This window comes from Nocardia sp. NPDC004711 (assembly GCF_053601595.1).
In genome coordinates this window covers 101,459-117,794 of the sequence record NZ_JBSGCB010000014.1, presented here as the reverse complement: position 1 = coordinate 117,794, position 16,336 = coordinate 101,459, and the positions used below count along the sequence as shown (strand labels likewise).

Sequence of the window (16,336 nt, the reverse complement as noted above, 5' to 3'; positions counted from 1 at the left end):
AAACCCGTGTGGCCCATCCGGAAACGCTTCCGGATGGGCCACACGGCATGTGCGGGTCTCAGGGCAGCCGGGAGCCGGCGGTGGTGAGGTGCTCACCGTAGAAGGCGATCAATCCGGTGGCCGAGGCGATCGCGGCCAGCAGCCAGAACCGGACGATGACCGTGGTCTCCGGCCACCCGGTCAGCTCGAAATGGTGATGGAACGGCGCCATCTTGAACAGCCGCGTGCGGGTGGTGCGGAACATGACGATCTGCAACAGCACCGACAGGATCTCCGCCACGAACAACGCGCCCACCGCCACCATCAGCAACTCGGTGCGGGTGGTGATCGACAGCCCCGCCAGCAGCCCGCCCAGCGCCAGCGCCCCCGTGTCACCCATGAAGATCTTCGCCGGAGCCGCGTTCCACCACAGGAATCCGACACACGCCGCCGTCCCGGCCGCGCACACCAGCGCAAGATCCAGCGGATCGCGCACCGTGTAGCAGCCGGGTACCGCCTTGACCGCGCACGAATGGGTGTACTGCCAGAACGTGATCAGCACATACGACCCCAGTGCCAGACCCACCGAACCCGCCGCCAGCCCGTCCAGGCCGTCGGTGATGTCGACCGCGTTCGACCACGCCACCACCAGCAAGATCGCCGCCAGCAGGAACCCGGTCAGCCCCAGCGAGACCGTGGAGATGTCGCGCACGATCGACACCTGACGGCTGCCCGGCGTCAGCCCCGAACCGCCCCGGAAATGCAGGGCCAGCACCCCGAAGAGCACAGCGGCACTGACCTGCCCGAGATACTTGCCCGACGCGGTCAGCCCCAGGCTGCGCTGCTGGGACAGCTTGATGACATCGTCGAGGAAACCCACCGCACCCAGCGCGGTCGCCAACCCCAGCACCAGCAGCCCCGACGCGGTCGTGCCGGTCCCCTCGTAGTACATCCCCACCAGGTGCGCGGCCCCGTACCCGCACCACAGGGCGATCAGGATCGCCAGCCCGCCCATGGTCGGGGTGCCGCGCTTGGCCAGATGGCTCGCCGGGCCGTCCGCCCGGATCTGCTGCCCCAGCCGGTGGCGGGTGAAGACTCGGATCAGCAACGGCGTCACCGTGATCGACACCGCCAGCGCGACCATCGCCGCCACCAGAATCTGCCGCATCCGCCCCCCTCGAGACCCGAATTCGGTCACATGCTAACCGGGACCCGAACGAAACGGGCATGCGTGATTGTTAGCGTGAAGTATGGACACAGCGGGCCGACGACGCGACCATCTGCGAGAGTTCCTGCGCGACAGGCGCTCCCGCCTCACCCCCGATCAGGTCGGGCTGCCCGCCGCGGGCCGCCGCCGCACCCCCGGGCTGCGCCGCGAGGAAGTCGCCGTCCTCGCCGGTGTCGGCGTCTCCTGGTACACCTGGCTCGAACAGGGCCGCGACATCACCGTCTCCACCGACGTCCTCGATGCCGTCGCCGCCGCCCTGCAGCTCACCGCCTCCGAACGCGCTCACCTCTACGTCCTGGCCGGTCTCAACCCGCCCTGCGCCGCCACCGACAGCGGCACCGGCATCGGTGCCGAGACCCGCAACCTGCTCGACGCCTGGAACCCCCGCCCGGCCGTTCTGCGCGACCGCTACTGGAATGTGCTGGCCTACAACGACACCGCCCGCGCCGTCTTCGGCTACGACGGCCCCGGCAGCAACTGCCTGGTCACCTACTTCACCAACCCGCGCTACCTGGCCATGCCGCAGACCTGGTCCGAGGCCGCCCCCGCGGTCGTGGCCGCCTATCGTGCCGACTCCGCACTCTGCCCCGGCGACCCCGGCTTCGACTCCGTCATCGCCGAACTCGCTTCCCGCAGCCCGGAATTCGCGCGCCTGTGGTCGCGCCACGATGTCGGCCCGGCCCAGCAGGCGGTCAACGCGCTGGCACACCCCGAGGCCGGTGCGCTCCACTTCGAGGCCACCACCCTCACCCTCGCCGACCAATCCGACCGCCACCTGGTTCTCTACAACCCCCGCGCCGGCACCGACACCGCCGCTCGCCTCGACCAGCTCCACCGCCTCCGGCTGGCCTCGCCCGCCTGAGCTCGCCGGCACCGAATCGTGCTCGCGGGCCGCAACCCAGCAATGTTGACCCTGCTCACATTTCTGGTAATGTTTGCAGCGCTAACTCGACTCTAGTGGCTGTCGTAGAAGGCTTCGATCCATCAGGGACAAGGGACAGGCGTTGAACAAGTACGCACTGAAAGATAGCGGGGCCAAACTGATGAACCTCGCCCACCGGGTCGTCCTCACCGTCAGCGGGAACAAACTGCTGGCCAACCCGTTCGGGATGCCGGTGGTCGAATTGCACACGGTCGGGCGGAAGTCGGGGCTGCCGCGCTCGTGCTACCTGACCGCTCCGGTCCATGACGCCGGCCGGGTCGTGCTGGTCGCCTCGAAGGGCGGCGACGACCGGAATCCCGACTGGTACCGCAACCTCCAGGCGCACCCCGATGCCGAACTGGTGATCTACGGCCGACGGCGAAAAGTGCACGCACACACCGCAGATCACAGCGAGCGAGCCGAACTGTGGCCGCAGATCACCTCGGCATACCAGGGCTACGCGAACTACCAGGAGCGGACCACCCGCGAGATCCCGGTCGTCATCTGTGAACTGAGGGACTGACAACGGTCACCACCGGTGGCGCCCTCGCCGCGCCGGCGGGAGCCGTGCCCGGCAAGGTGGTGGTGGCACACCCACGATAACTGCGCACTGTTAACCCATCACGCGGCCCGGCAGGCTGAAGCCATGACACACAACGGGTTCCGGTTCCAGGACAAGGTCGCGCTCATCACCGGCGGCAGCAGCGGGATGGGGCTGGCCGCCGCGCGGCGGCTCGTCGCGGAGGGGGCGTGGGTGGTCGTGACCGGGCGGGACAAGGACCGGCTGGACACCGCGGTGGCCGAGCTGGGGGAGCGGGCGGTCGGGGCGGCCGGAGACGCCACCGAGCCCGAGGATCTCGCGGCGCTGGCGCGGGTGGTGTCCGAGCGGTTCGGGCGGCTGGATGTGGCGTTCGTGAATGCGGGAATCGGTGCGTTCCAACCTGTTTCGGCGGTCACCGGCGACGAGTTCGATCGGGTGGTGGGGATCAACTTCAAGGCCGCGTTCTTCACCGTGCAGCACATGCTGCCGCTGCTGGTCGACGGGGGTGCGATCGTCCTCAACGCCTCCTTCGCCCCGTATCGGGGCGCGCCCGGCGCCGCACTGTATTCGGCGACGAAGGCGGCGGTGCAGAATCTGACGCGGACGCTGGCGGCGGAGTTGGCGCCGCGCGGAATCCGGGTGAACTCGGTCAGCCCCGGCTACATCGACACCCCCGCCTACCGGGCCGAGGCCTCCGCCGACGCGCAGGCCACCGCGGGGTCACGGGTGGCGCTGGGGCGGGTCGGCGACAGCGACGAGGTGGCCGCCGCCGTCGCGTTCCTGGCCTCCGCGGACGCCTCCTACATCACCGGTCAGGACCTGCTCGTCGACGGCGGCCTCACCACGGTGATCCCGTCGGCGATGGTGTGACTCAGGACGCGCGCAGATCGGCGGCGGGATCGGCGGTGATGCGGCCGGAATCGGTGTCGTAGTCGTACAACTCGGCGTAGCGGCCCCAGTCGATGGCCAGCTCCAGCTGGCGGCGGGCGTCGTCGTCGGAGCAGCCGCGCCGCAGCAGATCGAGAATGAAATCGGCGCCCACCGTCTGATCGCTGCTGCCCACCAGCGCCGAGCAGATGGTGCGCACCAGCGGGGCACGCCGGCGGGCCTGCGCGGCGAAAATCGCCTTGCTGGACCGGATGTCGGCATTGGTGAAATTCGCCCCGACATTGGTCAGCATCACGTCACCGGACTCCACCAGCAGCAGACCCAGCAGCGCCGCCGCGTCGACCAGCGGCATGAGGTCGTCGACCTCGAAATTCAGCTCGTCGGCCACCACCGGCAGGTCGGCGCGGCCGTCGTTGCCGTACACCAGCTCCAGCAGACCCGCGATCCCGCCGACCGAGGCATCGGGCAGCGCCACCGCGAACGGCGTCAACGTATCCGCCGGGGCCGCAGCGACTTCGGTGTCACGGCCGGTGAGCAGACCGTAGATCTGATCGACCAGCGTCTCGAACCCCGGCGTGCGGCGGCTGCGCGGGCGCGGCTGCTCCACCGTGATCTCGGCGATTGCGCCGAAGCCACCCCGCGCGACGGATACGACCGCAACGCGGCGTTCACTCCTCGGCCTCCGCCCGCAGCGGCACCGTGCGCCACCCGACGCTGGTCACCGACGGCTCCAGGCTCAACCGGCTCACCGCGGCCTCCATCTGCCGGTCGTCGCGGCGGTCACCGGTCAACTCCGCCCGCACCTGCACCCGGCCCGGGGAGGTGTCGTGGCTCGAGATCGACACCAGCCGGAAATCGGTGCGCGTCAGCGACTGCACCAGCAGCGCCCGCACATGCGCCTCGTGCGCGTCGTCGGTGTCGGCGTGGAAGGCGTACAACGCCTCCTGGGCCTCGGCCTCGTCGACACCGGGGCGATCCACCGTGCGCGCCACCGTGCGCAGCGCGGTATTGACCACCACCACCGCCACCGTGCCCGCCACCGCGGTCGAATACATGCCCGCACCCGCGAGCGCACCCACCGCCGCCGCACACCACAGCGTCGCGGCGGTGTTCAGGCCGCGGATATTGAACCCGTCGCGCAGGATCACGCCCGCGCCCAGGAAGCCGATACCCGAAACGATCTGTGCCGCAACACGAGTCGGATCCGCCGAGGCACCGTTGAAGCCGTGCGCGGACAGCAGCACGAACAAGGTCGCCCCGGCGGCGACCAGCGAATTCGTGCGCAGTCCGGCCATCCGGGCCCGGAACTGACGCTCGAACCCGATCACCGCGCCCAACCCGACACCCGTGCCGAGCCGCAGCAGCATTTCCCACATGGTCATCTCGATCTCCCAGCGGATGACGGCGCACTCCGGACTCGGACGCTACCGGGGTACGGGTAGCGGCCGGAAGATTGCGGGAGTGACACCGAGTGAACGATTGGCTAACGGAACTCGATCCGGTCCATCGGGCACGACCACCACCTCCTCGACGCCACACGCACGCATGCCAGGGGAGTGGGACCGGCGCGACATCGCCGGTACGGGTACCACCCCTCGTAAGACCTTCAGCACTCCACGGCGTGAACCCGCCACGGGTGGCGGGAGCCGGTCGGGGCATCCCCTTAGCTCGGGGAAACCTGTCCTGATCCGGGGCGTCTCTCGACGTTCGGGATCGCCGGCCTGTATCCGTGAAGGAGCCTCAGCTAACGACGGCACCTTGCGACCAGAAGTAAACACCGGCCCGCCGCGATCGGCAACCCGACGTGAGCGCCGTCGCATTCGCGCACCCGCTAGCGGCGCGCCTCGACCGCGACCCGCGCCACCAGCCGCACCACACACAGCACCGCCACCACCGCCGCGAAGATCTGCACCGCAGCCAGCAAACCGGTCGCGCCCGCCAGCAGGCCGACGCCGATGACCGGGCCGCCGCTGCCGCAATAGGCCATCACGAAATAGGTCGACAGCACATCGGCGTGCCGATCGGCCGGCGCGGCCGCATTGATCGCGGTCAATCCCGACAGGAACACCAGGCCGTGACCGGCCCCGGCCAGCACTGTCGCGAACAACAGCAACGGCAGCGAGGAGACCGCCCCCGCGATCGCCAGCAGTACCAGACCCACCGCCAGCAGCGGGAACCCCGTGAAGTCCAGGGCCCGTTCGGGTTTGCCGTAACCCACCAGCTGCGCCACCGCCCACGCCGCGGGCAGCAGCGCGGCCGCCGCGCCCCCGACCACCAGATTCGCACTGCCCGACAGGGTCGCGGCATAGGTCGGGATCAGCGTGAGGAAGACGCCGACCACCGCGAAACCCAGGAACGCGCCCGTGCCCGCGGCCGCGAAGACCGCACCCATCCCGGCCGGGATACTCGGCCGCCGCGGCCGCCACCGGGTGACCGTCGCGGTCTCCGGCAGCGCCGCCACCGCCACCGCGGCCGGGACCAGCAGCGCCAGCTCCACCCCGAAAGGCGTCACATAGGGAGCCGGAAGATATTGCGCCAGAACAGCTCCCAGTAGCGGGCCCAGGCCCATGCCGCCGGCCGAGGCCACCGCCGACACCAGGGCCGCGCGGCGGCGATCACCGTGCGGTTCCAGCTCGGTCAGCGCGGCGGTGAGCGCACCCGAGGCCGCCCCGACCGCCAGCCCCTGCAGGATGCGGGCCGCGAACAACCAGACCACCGCGCCGGCCAGCGCGAAACCCAGCGTGCCCAGCGCCGCCAGCGCCAGCGCGGGCAGCAGAATCCGGCGCCGCCCCAGTGCATCCGAGGCCGGGCCGGCGATCAGCAGCGCGGGAATCAGCACCCCCATGTAGACCGCGAACACCAGCGTCATCACCAGCGGTGAGAACCCGAACCGATGCGCGTAGCCGTGATACAGCGGTGTGGCCACATTCGTGCCGGTCAACAGGATCAGCAGCGTGTAGGCGGTGCCCCAGAACCGCGTACCGCTCCCCGGCGGTGAATCCTGCGGGGAGGCAGCGTCTTCGGGGGCTGCGGTGGATTGCTCGACGGTCATGGCGTCCTCCCGGCACAGGCATGTTCGATAATTCCGAACATAACAAGATGTTCGGATTTTGTGAACATGTGGACTAGCCTGGACGCCATGGCAAGCCGAACCGCGACCGAACTGGTTCACCCCGCCCGCGACGAACTGCGGTTCACCAGCGTGCTGGCCTCCCTCGCCGACCCCGTCCGGCTCACCATCGTCACCCGCCTGGCCGCCGCCGAGAACGGCGAACTGGCCTGCACCACCTTCGACCTGCCGATCAGCAAATCCACCCAGAGCGGGCACTTCAGAACCCTGCGCGAAGCCGGCGTCATCCGCCAGCGCGACGAGGGCACCCGCCGCCTCAACCGCCTGCGCACCGAGGACCTCGAGGCCCGCTTCCCCGGGCTGCTCGACCTGGTCCTCACCCACGGCCGTGGTGCGGCCCTGAGCGTCTAGCCCGAGTCTCGCGGCGACTTCGCGCTGCCCGGCGCCGGTGCGTGCCCGGTCGGACCCGGGGTGGTCAGCACCCGCCAGATCTCGTCGACGTAGGACTCCCAGGCCTCCTGGTCGGCCGGTAGCGTGCCGCGCATCGTCCGCCACAGCTGACCTGTGCCCAGATACGCCGAATACGCCAGTGCCGCACGATGTTTCGCCACCGGGTCGGCGAAACCGAGCCGGGTGAACAGTTCGGCCAGATACGCGATGCGCCGCACGGTGACCCGGGTGAGCACCGGCTCCACCAGCGGATCCGTCGCCCCGGCCAGCAGTACCGCGAGCTTCTCCTGCGGATGCGCCAGCGCCGCGCCCAATAGCGTCCGGAGCCCGACCGCCGGATCGGGTTCGGCCGACACCAGCGCGATCACCGCATCGGTCTCCTCGTGCTCCCAGCGCTGCAGGGCCGCCGCCAGCAACTCGTCCCGATTCGCGAAATGCCAGTAGGCGCTGCCCTTGGTCGCGCCCAGCCGCGCGGCCAGGGGTTCGATGGCGACCGCGCCCACGCCACCCTCGCCGAGCGCCGCCAGCGCGGCCGCGACCCAATCGTCACGGCTGAGCCGTCGCCTCTTCTCCGCCATAGCTCCGTACGGTACCGTATGGAATCGGAACATACGGTACCGTACGGAACGGGTGAGTCGATGATCTGGAACATTCACCAGCGAGAACTGCCGGTGTCGGCGCAACGGGCCGGCGCCCTGCTCGATGCGGTGGCCGAGCCGGGCAACCCGCTCTGGCCGGGCGAGCACTGGCCGACCCTGATCCTGGACCGGCCGCTGCAGGTCGGCGCCGACGGCGGGCACGGCAACATCCGCTACGTCTGCACCGCGTACGAACCCGGCCGCGCCGTCGAGTTCACCTTCGCGCCGAGCATGCCCTTCGCCGGCACGCACACCTTCGAGATCATCGATCGCGGTGAACGGGGTTGCGTGCTGAGGCATCTCGTCGTCGCGCGGGCCCGCACGCCGCGGGGCCGGCTGCTGTGGAGCCTCGCCATCCGCTGGCTGCACGACGCGGTGCTCGAGGAACTGCTCGATCGCGCCGCGACGGAAATGGGGCACCCGCCCGCCGAACCGGCCCGATGGTCCCCCTGGGTGCGCATACTGCGCCGATCACTCGACCGCGTCCACGCCGCGGTACCGGCCGCCTGATCGGCCGGAACCGAACCCGCTGCGCCGCAAGCGGATCCGGGCGGGCCAACCGCCCGGGTCAGCCGCGATACACGCCGCGATAGGCGTCGATGGTCTCCACCAGATGGTCGACGATCTGCTCGCGCGTGGCGCGCAGCGTGCCATTGAGCCACGCCGAGAACATGCCCGCATTGCCGCTGGCCATGGTGACCGCCGCCAGCCGGCGCCGCACCGGATCCTCGATATGGGCGAACAGGTGATCCTGGATCAACCGGGTGAACGCGGGCATCACCGCGATCGTCGTCTGCCCCAGCCCCGTCGAGGAATACGGCTCCACCAGAAACAGCCGCGACTTGCGCGGATCCTCGAGCACCTTCGCCACCAGCGTCTCCGACAGCGCGCGATCCCGGTCCGGATCGTCGGCGACCGCGAAGGCCGTCATCGGATCCAGGAACTCCTCGGCGATCTGGCGATAGAGCACATCGAGCAGTTCGTCTCGGCTGGCGAAGGATTCGTAGAAGTAGCGGTCGGTCAGGTTGGCGCGCCGGCACACAGCGCGCATGGTCACCGCGCCCGCCCCGGACTCGCCGATCAGATCCAGTGCGGCCTCGAGCAACGCGGCCCGGCGCGCCTCACGGCGTTCGGTGAGGGTCGTCCCACCCCAGATACGGGGCTCGGCGTCGGAGGGAGGCTGCTCGGTGTGCACCGGGTCAAGAGTAGTGCCCGGTGCCGGGCGGTATCGCACACCCGGCACCGGCGGGCGGATTCGCGGCGATGCCGGCGGTGCCGACTACCGTGGGTGGATGGATATCAGCGCGTTCATCGCGGGCCGCCTCGACAAGCAGCAGGAAGCCGCCGAATTCGCTCTGAAACTCGAGCGCGACTTCCAGGACACCGGCCGCGAGATCAAATACGAATGGGTGCGTCACGTGCGCCGCCGCGGCAGCCGCACCGCCCCCTCGTCGGTGTTCCTGCCCGGCGCACCGACACCGAGGGAACTGTTGCGCCACCAGGCGGCGCTGCGGCTGATCCTCGGCCAGCACACCCCCGACACGGGCGGCCATTGCTCGGTGTGCCGGCAGCCCGACTCTCGTGGCGGCCAGGAACCGGCGGCGTGGCCGTGCCCGACCGTCCGCGCGGTGGCCGGCATCTGGTCCGATCACCGCGACTACCCGCTCCCGCGTGATTGATCGGCGCACCGGGCCGAATCCATTGGCCCGGTGCCGGATGCCATCGACGCCCGGCACCGGACCGCCGGGTACTCGCGCCGCTAGCCGGTGACCACGCAGGCGCTGCCGAGGTTGATGCCGGTCTTGACCGTCACCAGCGCCCACTGCGAGCCGTTGTAGGTCCAGGCCTGGATGTAGTGCACCCCGGTCGAGGTCGGCGTCCAGCTGGAGGTGCCGGTGCCGCCGCTGCCGAGGCTGAACTGCTGCTGACCGAAGGTGGCGGTGTTGCTGTCGTAGAGCCAGACGTATTCGTACGGGCTGCCGTTCACGGTGACCGTGTACGAGCAGTTGGTGCCGTAGCCACCGCCGCCGAGACCGATGCTCGACCCGCTGGACACGCTGACGCTGGTGACATACGCCGACGCCTGCGGTGCGGCGAGTACGAGCGCCGCGGCTGCGGCGGCGAAGGTGGTGAATGCGGTGAGGGCCGACTTCCGTGACCGGATCATCGTCGATCATCTCCCCAGATATACGGAGGAATGGGATCTTTCGCGCCAATGGCGCATTCCACCAGTGTCGGCGGTCAGGACCCCCGGCACGCGCGTATCGGACGACTCGTTCCGGACCATTCGGGTGGTCGTGGCGGCCTCATGATCAGCGGTTATCGTCCAGCTGCATCCGATCGGCCCGAAAAGTCCGATGCCCCTAACGATCCCCTAATTCTCGTGCTCGCCGAGCAATGCAGCTACCGCGTCGCTACCGTTCTTGTTGTCCGAATCGTGCCCAGGCGGACACGCGCAGACGCCCACGGCACCGGATACCCGCGAGTCTCTTCCCCGAGGCTCGCACCCGCGTCCCCGCATCTGGCGGCGCCGCGAATACGGCGGCGCCGAGGCCACCCCCGATCCCGGCCTCGGTGCCGCCGCACCGCAATTCGAAGCCGCGGCACCTCCCCGGCGCAGCGACTGTGATCGACCACGATTCCGCCGCAAAACCATCGGAAACCGGCCGCTGCTGCAATGATCGACCCGGATTTGTCTTCAGTTCGGGTCGGCACCGCGAATCAACCTGTGCCCGTGGACTGTTCGAGGTGCAGAAGGATCGACCTGTATGACCGCAACCCGGTACGCCAGCAAACCCGTCGTCGCCGAGGTCCCCGAGCCTTCCAGCTGGGGCCGGCATCTGGGAATCAACGAGGACGTCGCCGACGGTCTCGACGCCGGGCAACTCGGCGCACTGATCTTCGTCCGGAAGCTGGTGCGCTGCTGGTACATCGCCAATGTGCTACTGGCACTGTCGATCTGGGCCGCGATCACGCTGTATGCCCGCCTCTACGGGCAGGCCACCTTCGGTGACTGCGCCGCGGTCAGCGGATTCACCAGCCGCTGCGATCCCGGCTGGCAGTCGCTGATCATGGGGCTGGTCAGCGGATTCGTGGTCGCGACGGCGGTATTCGTGCTGACCTCGCTGCCCTGCTTCATGATCGGCTACGCCATCCGCTGGTCGGCGCGCGCCATGGCCGACCGCAACGAATGGCGAATCACCGACTGACCGCGCACACCTCGCCCGGCCGATAGCGCCTAGCCGGCGGGAGTCTGCGGTGGCGTCGCCGCGGCGACGATCTCCCGCAGCGCCGCGATGTGCCCGTCGAAGGCGTCGCGCCCGGCGCGGGTCAGGCGGGCCCGAACCCTGCGGCGGCTGCCCTCGAGACGGCGTTCGGTCGCGACATACCCGGCGTCCTCGAGTGTCGCCAGCTGCTTCGACAACGCCGAATCCGACAGATTCAGCCGCTCCTTGAGGAAGGCGAACTCCGCCCAATCCGCGGCGGCCAAGGTCGCGACCAGATTCAATCGCGTACTGGGATGGATCAATTCGTCGAAGCGGGCCACGCTCATGCGCGCACCCAGCGACGGCCCACCCGCAGCAGCTCCGGCCCGCCGAACCCGATGACAGCCGCGATCAGCGCCGCCGACCAGGTCCGCGGATGCCCGGCCCCGTCGGCATCCAGCAGCAGGGCCGCCACCACGGTCAGCGCGACCAGCGCCAGCAGCATGGTGATCACGACCAGCGGTGTGCGCCGCCCGGCGACCTCCGCGCTGACCTGAACCCGGCCGGTGCGATGGCGCCCGTCCAGCAATCGCGACGCCAGCGCCGAATGCCCCGCGCCGAACACCAGCGTCGCGACCGCCGCCAGCCAGCCCGGCCCGACATCCCCGATCACCCCCAAAACCACCCAGCCGCAACCCATTCCCCACCAGTACCCCCGCGGCAGCCCGACCTCCTCGGCCACCTGCCGCCGCGCCCGTCCCGCCGCATCCAGTGCCGCCCGGGCCTGATCCGGAGTAATGCCGTCCATGTCGGCCCCTCACTTTCCTACTCGGAAAGTAAGCGTCCACTTTCCTGATGGGAAAGTCAAGGCGGCCGGTAGCCGACAGGGCATTCCGGGTCCGGTGCTGCGAAGAGCGTTGCGCACGAAGACGATCGACCGCCACCCTGCTGGGGCGGTCACCGCCGCGCCACCGCTCTGGCCGGATGTTGCACGTTCCGCCCGATGCGCCGGCCATCCATGTCGCAACGACCCGCTCGCGACCACCCGGGCGGAGGGCGGCCGGCAGGGGAGACTGTCGGTCATGGCGGATGGGATCGAGTGGGGGCCGGCGGATCGAGCGGCCGGGGTGAATCGGTTGTCGCCGCTGCGGTTCGTGATGGCGTTCGGCGTGGTGAGCATGCTCGCCGACGTCGTCTACGAGGGCGCGCGGTCGATCACCGGCCCGTATCTGGGCACCCTGGGCGCCTCGGCGGCACTGGTCGGCTTCGTCACCGGGGCCGGGGAGGCGGTCGCGCTGGTGTTCCGCCTCGTGACCGGCCCGTTGTCCGACCGCACCGGCCGGCACTGGGCATTGTCGATCGCCGGGTACGCGCTGACAGTGGTGTCGGTGCCGCTGCTGGCGCTGGCGACCTGGCTGTGGCCCGCCGCGGGGCTGGTGGTCGTCGAACGGTTCGGCAAGGCCGTGCGCGCCCCGGCACGCGACACCATGCTCGCCCAGGCCGCCGGCTCGGGCATCGGGCGCGGAAGGGCGTTCGCGGTGCACGAGGCACTCGACCAATCCGGGGCGCTGCTGGGACCGCTGCTGGTCGCGGGCATGATCGCGCTCTCCGGCTTCCGGCTCGGATTCGCGGTACTCGCCATTCCCGGCGCGTTGGCGTTGCTCACCCTGGCCTGGCTGCGGCGCGCGGCGCCCCGGCCGGTGGCCTACGAAACCGAACATCACGACGCCGGGACCACCGTGCGAGCCGATGGCCGGCTACCGGGCCGATTCTGGCTCTACGCGGCGTTCACCGCGACCTCGATGGCCGGGTTCGCCACGTTCGGGGTGCTGTCGTTCCACCTGCAGGCCGGTCACGTGCTTCCCGACAGCTTGATCCCGGTCACCTACGCCGCCGCCATGGGTGCGGCGGCACTGGCCGCACTCGCCTCGGGACACCTCTACGACCGGATCGGGTTGCGGGGGCTGGTGATTGCGCTGCCGCTGTCGGCGGTGGTGCCGCTGCTGTCGTTCTCGACCCATGCCGGCCCGGTGTGGGCGGGAGCGATCGTGTGGGGCGCGGCGATGGGCATCCACGAATCCACCCTGCGTGCCGCGGTCGCCGACATGGTCCCCGCCGCGCGCCGCGGCACCGGATACGGCGTGTTCACCGCCGTCTACGGTCTGGCCTGGCTGGCCGGCTCCACCCTGATCGGTGTGCTCTACGGTCATTCGGTGACCGCGGTCGTCGTGTTCACCCTCGCCACACAGGCGATCGCACTGATGTTGTTCGTGCCCTTGGCCTTCGGCCGCCCATCCCGCCGTCGACCTCGCCGTCAGCCCAGCAGTTCGTCCAGGTAGCACCAGCGCCAGGACTCACCGGGCTCGACGCTGCGCATGACCGGGTGACCGGTGTTGTCGAAGTGCTTGGTGGCGTGATTGCCGGGTGAGGAGTCGCAGCAGGCGACATGGCCGCAGTCCAGGCACATGCGCAGGTGGACCCAGACCAGGCCCTCGTCGAGGCATTCGCCGCAGGCGTCGGGGGTGTCGGGAGTGCGGACGCAGGGGGCCTCGCGCAGGTGCTCGCAGGCGCCGGCGGTGACGGGGGAGCTCAGGGGGGTGCCATCGTCCTCGTCGGCCTCGGCGACCCGGTCGATGGTGGACTCCTCGATGTCGAGGGTGGCCATGACCGCCTGCAGGACCTCCTGATCGACCTGGCCCGAATCACGAATGCGCAGCACGGTTTCGCGTTCGGCGGCCAGCATGGCCAGGCGCAGGCGCCGGTACTCGCCGCTGGGGGTGACGCGCTGGGATTCGGAGCGGCCCAGCAACTCCCACGCCGCCTGGGCGCGCACCACCACACGGTTGCGCAGGGCGTCGACCACGTCCGGCGGGGTCTCGGGGGCGATGTTCTCCTCGAGCGCCTTCAGTCCCGCGACGGTGGCCTGTTGCAACAGATTCGCTTCCTGCAGGAGGTCTTCGGCCTGGCTGGGACCGCGCAACCGCAGCAGCCGCACCAGCCACGGCAGCGACAGGCCTTGCAGCAGCAGCGTTCCGCCCACCACCACGACCGCCAGCAGCCGCAGCGTCGCCAGCTCCGGGGTATCGCCGGGCAGCAGCAGCGCCGCGGCCAGCGTCACCACCCCGCGCATGCCCGCCCACGCCACCACCGCCTGACCGGTCCACTCCGGCTTGGGTTTGCCCTGCCGCCGCCCTTCGACGCGCCAGGCCGCGTAGGTCGCCGGGAACACCCACACCGGGCGCACCACGATCACCGTCACCAGCACCGCCGCGCAGGTCCACAGCAGCGTCGAATGCGACAGCCCGCTGTGCCAGGCATCCTCGACCAGATGCCGCACCTGCAGGCCGATCAGCAGGAAAACCGCGCTCTCGAGCAGGAATTGGATGGTGCGCCAGTTGGTGTGCTCGGCGATGCGCGAGGCCGCGCTCTGCCACTGCGGGGCGCCGTGACCCAGGATCAGGCCACAGGTCACCACCGCGATCACACCCGAGGCGTGCACCCCTTCGGCGGGCAGGTACGCGATCCACGGCGCCAGCAGCGACACGCTCGTGTCCAGCACCGGATCGCTGATGCGCCGGCGCAGGAACGCCAGCACCATCGCCGCCACCCCGCCGATGAGCGCGCCGCCACCGGCCGCGCCGACGAAACTCGCCCCCGCCTGCCACATCGTCACGCTGCCGGCCATGGCGGCCACCGCGGTGCGCAGGGTCACCAGCGCGGTCGCGTCGTTGAACAGCGACTCACCCTCGAGCAGCGTCACGATCCGGCGCGGCATCCCGACCCGGCGGGCCACCGCCGTGGCCGCCACCGCATCGGGCGGGGCCACGATCGCGCCGATCGCCACCGCCGCCGAGAACGGCACCGGCAGCAGCCAATACACCACCCCGCCCACCGCGAACGCGGTGAACAGCACCAATCCCACCGACAGCAGGGTGATCGTGGTCTTCTTCGGCCGGAAGTCCACCAGCGACGTGCGGATCGCCGTCGTGTACAGCAGCGGCGGCAGCAACCCCAGCAACACCAGCTCGGGTGCGACATCGAACTCCGGCACCAGCGGCAGATACGAGCCGATCACCCCGGCGACGGTGAGCACGAACGGCTCACCCAGCCCCAGCCGGCGCGCACCGGCGGCCAATGCGACCGCCACCGACACCAGCAATACGAGTCCGAACGCCCACTCCACGAGATCATCGTGCCAGTCGCCATAACCGATTCCGGCATCGGCTCGCCACCAGCGAACAACCCCGCCCGCCATGGGCGTGCCCGGACCCGGCCGGATTCACTCCGCCGCGGGCGACCGGAGCTACGGCGCGTGCCCGGACCGCGACCGGGTGATCGCGAAAACCCCGAACCGGGCGGCCAGCGCCACCAGCCACAGCACCACACCGACCAGGTTGAACACCGTCCCGGCATCGGTATAGGCACCGATCAGGATGGAGACGACACCCGCCGAGAAACAGACGACGGTGGCGGCATGGCAGACGGTCAGAGTGATGCGCAGGTCGGTGTCCGGACCGGCGGCTGGCTCGATGCTGATGGTGAAACTCCTGGCAACGCTGGTGAATTCGACCCCCGGCACCTTAGCGCCCCGCACGCCGAAGTGCAGATTCCACGAGTTCACCGACTTCGCACCGGCACGCGCCCCGATCCCGGTTACCCTGTTGCTCAACACGATTCGCGGGCGGGGGACCGATGCACGTGGACATCGATCACTACTGGCCACTGGCGGCCGCCCTCGAGGCGGCACTGCTGGGCGGCTGGCTCGTCGTCGTCGCACGCACCGCGCGGCCCGGGGAACATGCAGGGCCACACCGAGAACCCACCGGGGCACGCCGAGAAGGCGCTGAGCCACGCGGAGATTGGGCGCCGGTGCTCACCCTGCTGCTGTGGGCCGCGCTCATCACGGAGATGCTGCCGGTCCCCAGCGCCAACCTGGTCACCAAGCTCCCCGGATTCATGCTGATGTACGGTGGCGCCGCGGTATTGGCGCGCGCAGCGGTGCGCACCCGCGGCCTGGGCTGGCCCGCCCTGCTGGGCCTCGCGACGGCCTGGTCGCTGCTCGAGGAGTTCGTGCTCTGCCAGACCTCCATCCATCACGTCTACTGGCCACTCACCTACGGCGGCAGCCCGTTCGGCGTCAACGCGATGTTCCTGCTGTGGGCGTTCAGCAGCCCCGCAATGGACCGATATGCACCGATTCGCGGTGTGCGCGGGTGTGCTGGCCGCGGCCATGATCCAAGCCTGCGACGCGCTCGCGGGCACCGAACCGAAACCCGGTCGGTCGACCGTGAGCGACTGGGCCGTGCAGCTCGAGGTCAACGCCCTCGTCATCGCCGTCCTGGTCGCCCTCGGGCTGCGACTACGGCGCCCGCCCGAACCGGTCGGGGCCGCCCGAGAAGCGGCTGCCCCGTAGC

The 16,336-nt window shown here is 70.1% G+C and carries 20 protein-coding genes and 1 riboswitch; of the genes, 9 read left to right on the top strand and 11 right to left on the bottom strand.

The annotated features are described in order from the left end of the window. Nucleotides 1-58: 58 nt before the first annotated feature. Nucleotides 59-1,147, bottom strand: coding sequence for a phospho-N-acetylmuramoyl-pentapeptide-transferase (mraY, locus tag ACWEKS_RS16375; protein WP_452340853.1), 1,089 nt, complete (start codon nucleotides 1,145-1,147; stop codon nucleotides 59-61). 82 nt (nucleotides 1,148-1,229) lie between these two features. Between mraY and ACWEKS_RS16370 the strand changes: the two genes are divergently transcribed. From ACWEKS_RS16370 to ACWEKS_RS16360, 3 genes are all read left to right on the top strand, one after another. Further along, nucleotides 1,230-2,069 (top strand): helix-turn-helix transcriptional regulator, encoded by an 840-nt coding sequence (locus ACWEKS_RS16370; protein ID WP_452340852.1) that lies wholly within the window; start codon nucleotides 1,230-1,232, stop codon nucleotides 2,067-2,069. Between the two features lie 142 nt (nucleotides 2,070-2,211). Then, complete coding sequence (locus ACWEKS_RS16365) at nucleotides 2,212-2,652, top strand: nitroreductase family deazaflavin-dependent oxidoreductase (protein WP_452340851.1); 441 nt, start codon at nucleotides 2,212-2,214, stop codon at nucleotides 2,650-2,652. 123 nt (nucleotides 2,653-2,775) lie between these two features. Further along, on the top strand, nucleotides 2,776-3,540 hold the full coding sequence (locus ACWEKS_RS16360; protein WP_452340850.1) for a glucose 1-dehydrogenase: 765 nt from the start codon (nucleotides 2,776-2,778) through the stop codon (nucleotides 3,538-3,540). 1 nt (nucleotide 3,541) lies between these two features. On the opposite strand, the gene ACWEKS_RS16355 is transcribed toward ACWEKS_RS16360, so the two are convergent. The 3 genes from ACWEKS_RS16355 to ACWEKS_RS16345 form a co-directional block, all read right to left on the bottom strand. Next, entirely contained in the window at nucleotides 3,542-4,165 is a 624-nt protein-coding gene (locus ACWEKS_RS16355) for an AAA-associated domain-containing protein (RefSeq protein ID WP_452340849.1), read from the bottom strand. 61 nt (nucleotides 4,166-4,226) lie between these two features. Then, nucleotides 4,227-4,940, bottom strand: a complete 714-nt coding sequence (locus tag ACWEKS_RS16350) for an MgtC/SapB family protein (protein ID WP_452340848.1) — start codon at nucleotides 4,938-4,940, stop codon at nucleotides 4,227-4,229. Nucleotides 4,941-5,141: 201 nt separating this feature from the next. Continuing rightward, nucleotides 5,142-5,317, bottom strand: a riboswitch (M-box (ykoK) riboswitch). Nucleotides 5,318-5,389: 72 nt separating this feature from the next. After that, entirely contained in the window at nucleotides 5,390-6,610 is a 1,221-nt protein-coding gene (locus ACWEKS_RS16345) for an MFS transporter (RefSeq protein WP_452340847.1), read from the bottom strand. Between the two features lie 87 nt (nucleotides 6,611-6,697). Between ACWEKS_RS16345 and ACWEKS_RS16340 the strand changes: the two genes are divergently transcribed. Beyond that, a complete protein-coding gene (locus ACWEKS_RS16340) occupies nucleotides 6,698-7,039 on the top strand; it encodes an ArsR/SmtB family transcription factor (RefSeq protein ID WP_452340846.1) in 342 nt (113 codons plus the stop codon). Here the strand turns inward: ACWEKS_RS16340 and ACWEKS_RS16335 are convergent. Further along, a complete protein-coding gene (locus ACWEKS_RS16335) occupies nucleotides 7,036-7,656 on the bottom strand; it encodes a TetR/AcrR family transcriptional regulator (RefSeq protein WP_452340845.1) in 621 nt (206 codons plus the stop codon). The genes ACWEKS_RS16340 and ACWEKS_RS16335 overlap by 4 nt on opposite strands. Before the next feature lie 60 nt (nucleotides 7,657-7,716). On the opposite strand from ACWEKS_RS16335, the gene ACWEKS_RS16330 reads away from it, so the two are divergent. After that, complete coding sequence (locus tag ACWEKS_RS16330) at nucleotides 7,717-8,226, top strand: SRPBCC family protein (RefSeq protein WP_452340844.1); 510 nt, start codon at nucleotides 7,717-7,719, stop codon at nucleotides 8,224-8,226. A gap of 58 nt (nucleotides 8,227-8,284) precedes the next feature. Here ACWEKS_RS16330 and ACWEKS_RS16325 read toward each other — a convergent pair whose 3' ends face one another. Further along, a complete protein-coding gene (locus ACWEKS_RS16325) occupies nucleotides 8,285-8,911 on the bottom strand; it encodes a TetR/AcrR family transcriptional regulator (protein WP_354833038.1) in 627 nt (208 codons plus the stop codon). 97 nt (nucleotides 8,912-9,008) lie between these two features. Here ACWEKS_RS16325 and ACWEKS_RS16320 point away from each other — a divergent pair, with 97 nt between their 5' ends. Beyond that, nucleotides 9,009-9,395: a DUF6221 family protein gene (locus ACWEKS_RS16320; protein ID WP_452340843.1), complete on the top strand. Its 387-nt coding sequence runs from the start codon at nucleotides 9,009-9,011 to the stop codon at nucleotides 9,393-9,395. A gap of 80 nt (nucleotides 9,396-9,475) precedes the next feature. Here ACWEKS_RS16320 and ACWEKS_RS16315 read toward each other — a convergent pair whose 3' ends face one another. Beyond that, nucleotides 9,476-9,883, bottom strand: coding sequence for a hypothetical protein (locus tag ACWEKS_RS16315; RefSeq protein WP_452340842.1), 408 nt, complete (start codon nucleotides 9,881-9,883; stop codon nucleotides 9,476-9,478). A gap of 601 nt (nucleotides 9,884-10,484) precedes the next feature. On the opposite strand from ACWEKS_RS16315, the gene ACWEKS_RS16310 reads away from it, so the two are divergent. Continuing rightward, on the top strand, nucleotides 10,485-10,925 hold the full coding sequence (locus ACWEKS_RS16310) for a hypothetical protein (protein ID WP_452340841.1): 441 nt from the start codon (nucleotides 10,485-10,487) through the stop codon (nucleotides 10,923-10,925). 29 nt (nucleotides 10,926-10,954) lie between these two features. Here the strand turns inward: ACWEKS_RS16310 and ACWEKS_RS16305 are convergent, their stop codons facing one another. Together ACWEKS_RS16305 and ACWEKS_RS16300 are read right to left on the bottom strand one after the other, a co-directional pair. Next, entirely contained in the window at nucleotides 10,955-11,269 is a 315-nt protein-coding gene (locus ACWEKS_RS16305; protein ID WP_452340840.1) for a transcriptional regulator, read from the bottom strand. Next, a complete protein-coding gene (locus tag ACWEKS_RS16300) occupies nucleotides 11,266-11,730 on the bottom strand; it encodes a hypothetical protein (protein ID WP_452340839.1) in 465 nt (154 codons plus the stop codon). Before ACWEKS_RS16300 ends, ACWEKS_RS16305 begins: the two co-directional genes overlap by 4 nt. A gap of 274 nt (nucleotides 11,731-12,004) precedes the next feature. Between ACWEKS_RS16300 and ACWEKS_RS16295 the strand changes: the two genes are divergently transcribed. Continuing rightward, entirely contained in the window at nucleotides 12,005-13,261 is a 1,257-nt protein-coding gene (locus ACWEKS_RS16295; RefSeq protein ID WP_452340838.1) for an MFS transporter, read from the top strand. On the opposite strand, the gene ACWEKS_RS16290 is transcribed toward ACWEKS_RS16295, so the two are convergent. Together ACWEKS_RS16290 and ACWEKS_RS16285 are read right to left on the bottom strand one after the other, a co-directional pair. Beyond that, on the bottom strand, nucleotides 13,237-15,105 hold the full coding sequence (locus ACWEKS_RS16290; protein ID WP_452340837.1) for a Na+/H+ antiporter: 1,869 nt from the start codon (nucleotides 15,103-15,105) through the stop codon (nucleotides 13,237-13,239). The two genes, ACWEKS_RS16295 and ACWEKS_RS16290, sit on opposite strands and share 25 nt — an antisense overlap. 120 nt (nucleotides 15,106-15,225) lie before the next feature. After that, nucleotides 15,226-15,591 (bottom strand): hypothetical protein, encoded by a 366-nt coding sequence (locus tag ACWEKS_RS16285; RefSeq protein ID WP_452340836.1) that lies wholly within the window; start codon nucleotides 15,589-15,591, stop codon nucleotides 15,226-15,228. A 519-nt stretch (nucleotides 15,592-16,110) separates the two neighbouring features. Here ACWEKS_RS16285 and ACWEKS_RS16280 point away from each other — a divergent pair. Then, a complete protein-coding gene (locus ACWEKS_RS16280; protein WP_452340835.1) occupies nucleotides 16,111-16,335 on the top strand; it encodes a hypothetical protein in 225 nt (74 codons plus the stop codon). The last annotated feature ends 1 nt before the right edge of the window (nucleotide 16,336 follow it).

Bases quoted from the DNA above. Each gene is read 5' to 3' on its own strand.
- mraY (WP_452340853.1), bottom strand. From the start codon at position 1,147: ATGCGGCAGATTCTGGTGGCGGCGATGGTCGCGCTGGCGGTGTCGATC.
- ACWEKS_RS16370 (WP_452340852.1), top strand. From the start codon at position 1,230: ATGGACACAGCGGGCCGACGACGCGACCATCTGCGAGAGTTCCTGCGC.
- ACWEKS_RS16360 (WP_452340850.1), top strand. From the start codon at position 2,776: ATGACACACAACGGGTTCCGGTTCCAGGACAAGGTCGCGCTCATCACC.
- ACWEKS_RS16350 (WP_452340848.1), bottom strand. From the start codon at position 4,940: ATGACCATGTGGGAAATGCTGCTGCGGCTCGGCACGGGTGTCGGGTTG.
- ACWEKS_RS16345 (WP_452340847.1), bottom strand. From the start codon at position 6,610: ATGACCGTCGAGCAATCCACCGCAGCCCCCGAAGACGCTGCCTCCCCG.
- ACWEKS_RS16340 (WP_452340846.1), top strand. From the start codon at position 6,698: ATGGCAAGCCGAACCGCGACCGAACTGGTTCACCCCGCCCGCGACGAA.
- ACWEKS_RS16335 (WP_452340845.1), bottom strand. From the start codon at position 7,656: ATGGCGGAGAAGAGGCGACGGCTCAGCCGTGACGATTGGGTCGCGGCC.
- ACWEKS_RS16330 (WP_452340844.1), top strand. From the start codon at position 7,717: ATGATCTGGAACATTCACCAGCGAGAACTGCCGGTGTCGGCGCAACGG.
- ACWEKS_RS16320 (WP_452340843.1), top strand. From the start codon at position 9,009: ATGGATATCAGCGCGTTCATCGCGGGCCGCCTCGACAAGCAGCAGGAA.
- ACWEKS_RS16315 (WP_452340842.1), bottom strand. From the start codon at position 9,883: ATGATCCGGTCACGGAAGTCGGCCCTCACCGCATTCACCACCTTCGCC.
- ACWEKS_RS16310 (WP_452340841.1), top strand. From the start codon at position 10,485: ATGACCGCAACCCGGTACGCCAGCAAACCCGTCGTCGCCGAGGTCCCC.
- ACWEKS_RS16305 (WP_452340840.1), bottom strand. From the start codon at position 11,269: ATGAGCGTGGCCCGCTTCGACGAATTGATCCATCCCAGTACGCGATTG.
- ACWEKS_RS16300 (WP_452340839.1), bottom strand. From the start codon at position 11,730: ATGGACGGCATTACTCCGGATCAGGCCCGGGCGGCACTGGATGCGGCG.
- ACWEKS_RS16295 (WP_452340838.1), top strand. From the start codon at position 12,005: ATGGCGGATGGGATCGAGTGGGGGCCGGCGGATCGAGCGGCCGGGGTG.
- ACWEKS_RS16280 (WP_452340835.1), top strand. From the start codon at position 16,111: ATGCACCGATTCGCGGTGTGCGCGGGTGTGCTGGCCGCGGCCATGATC.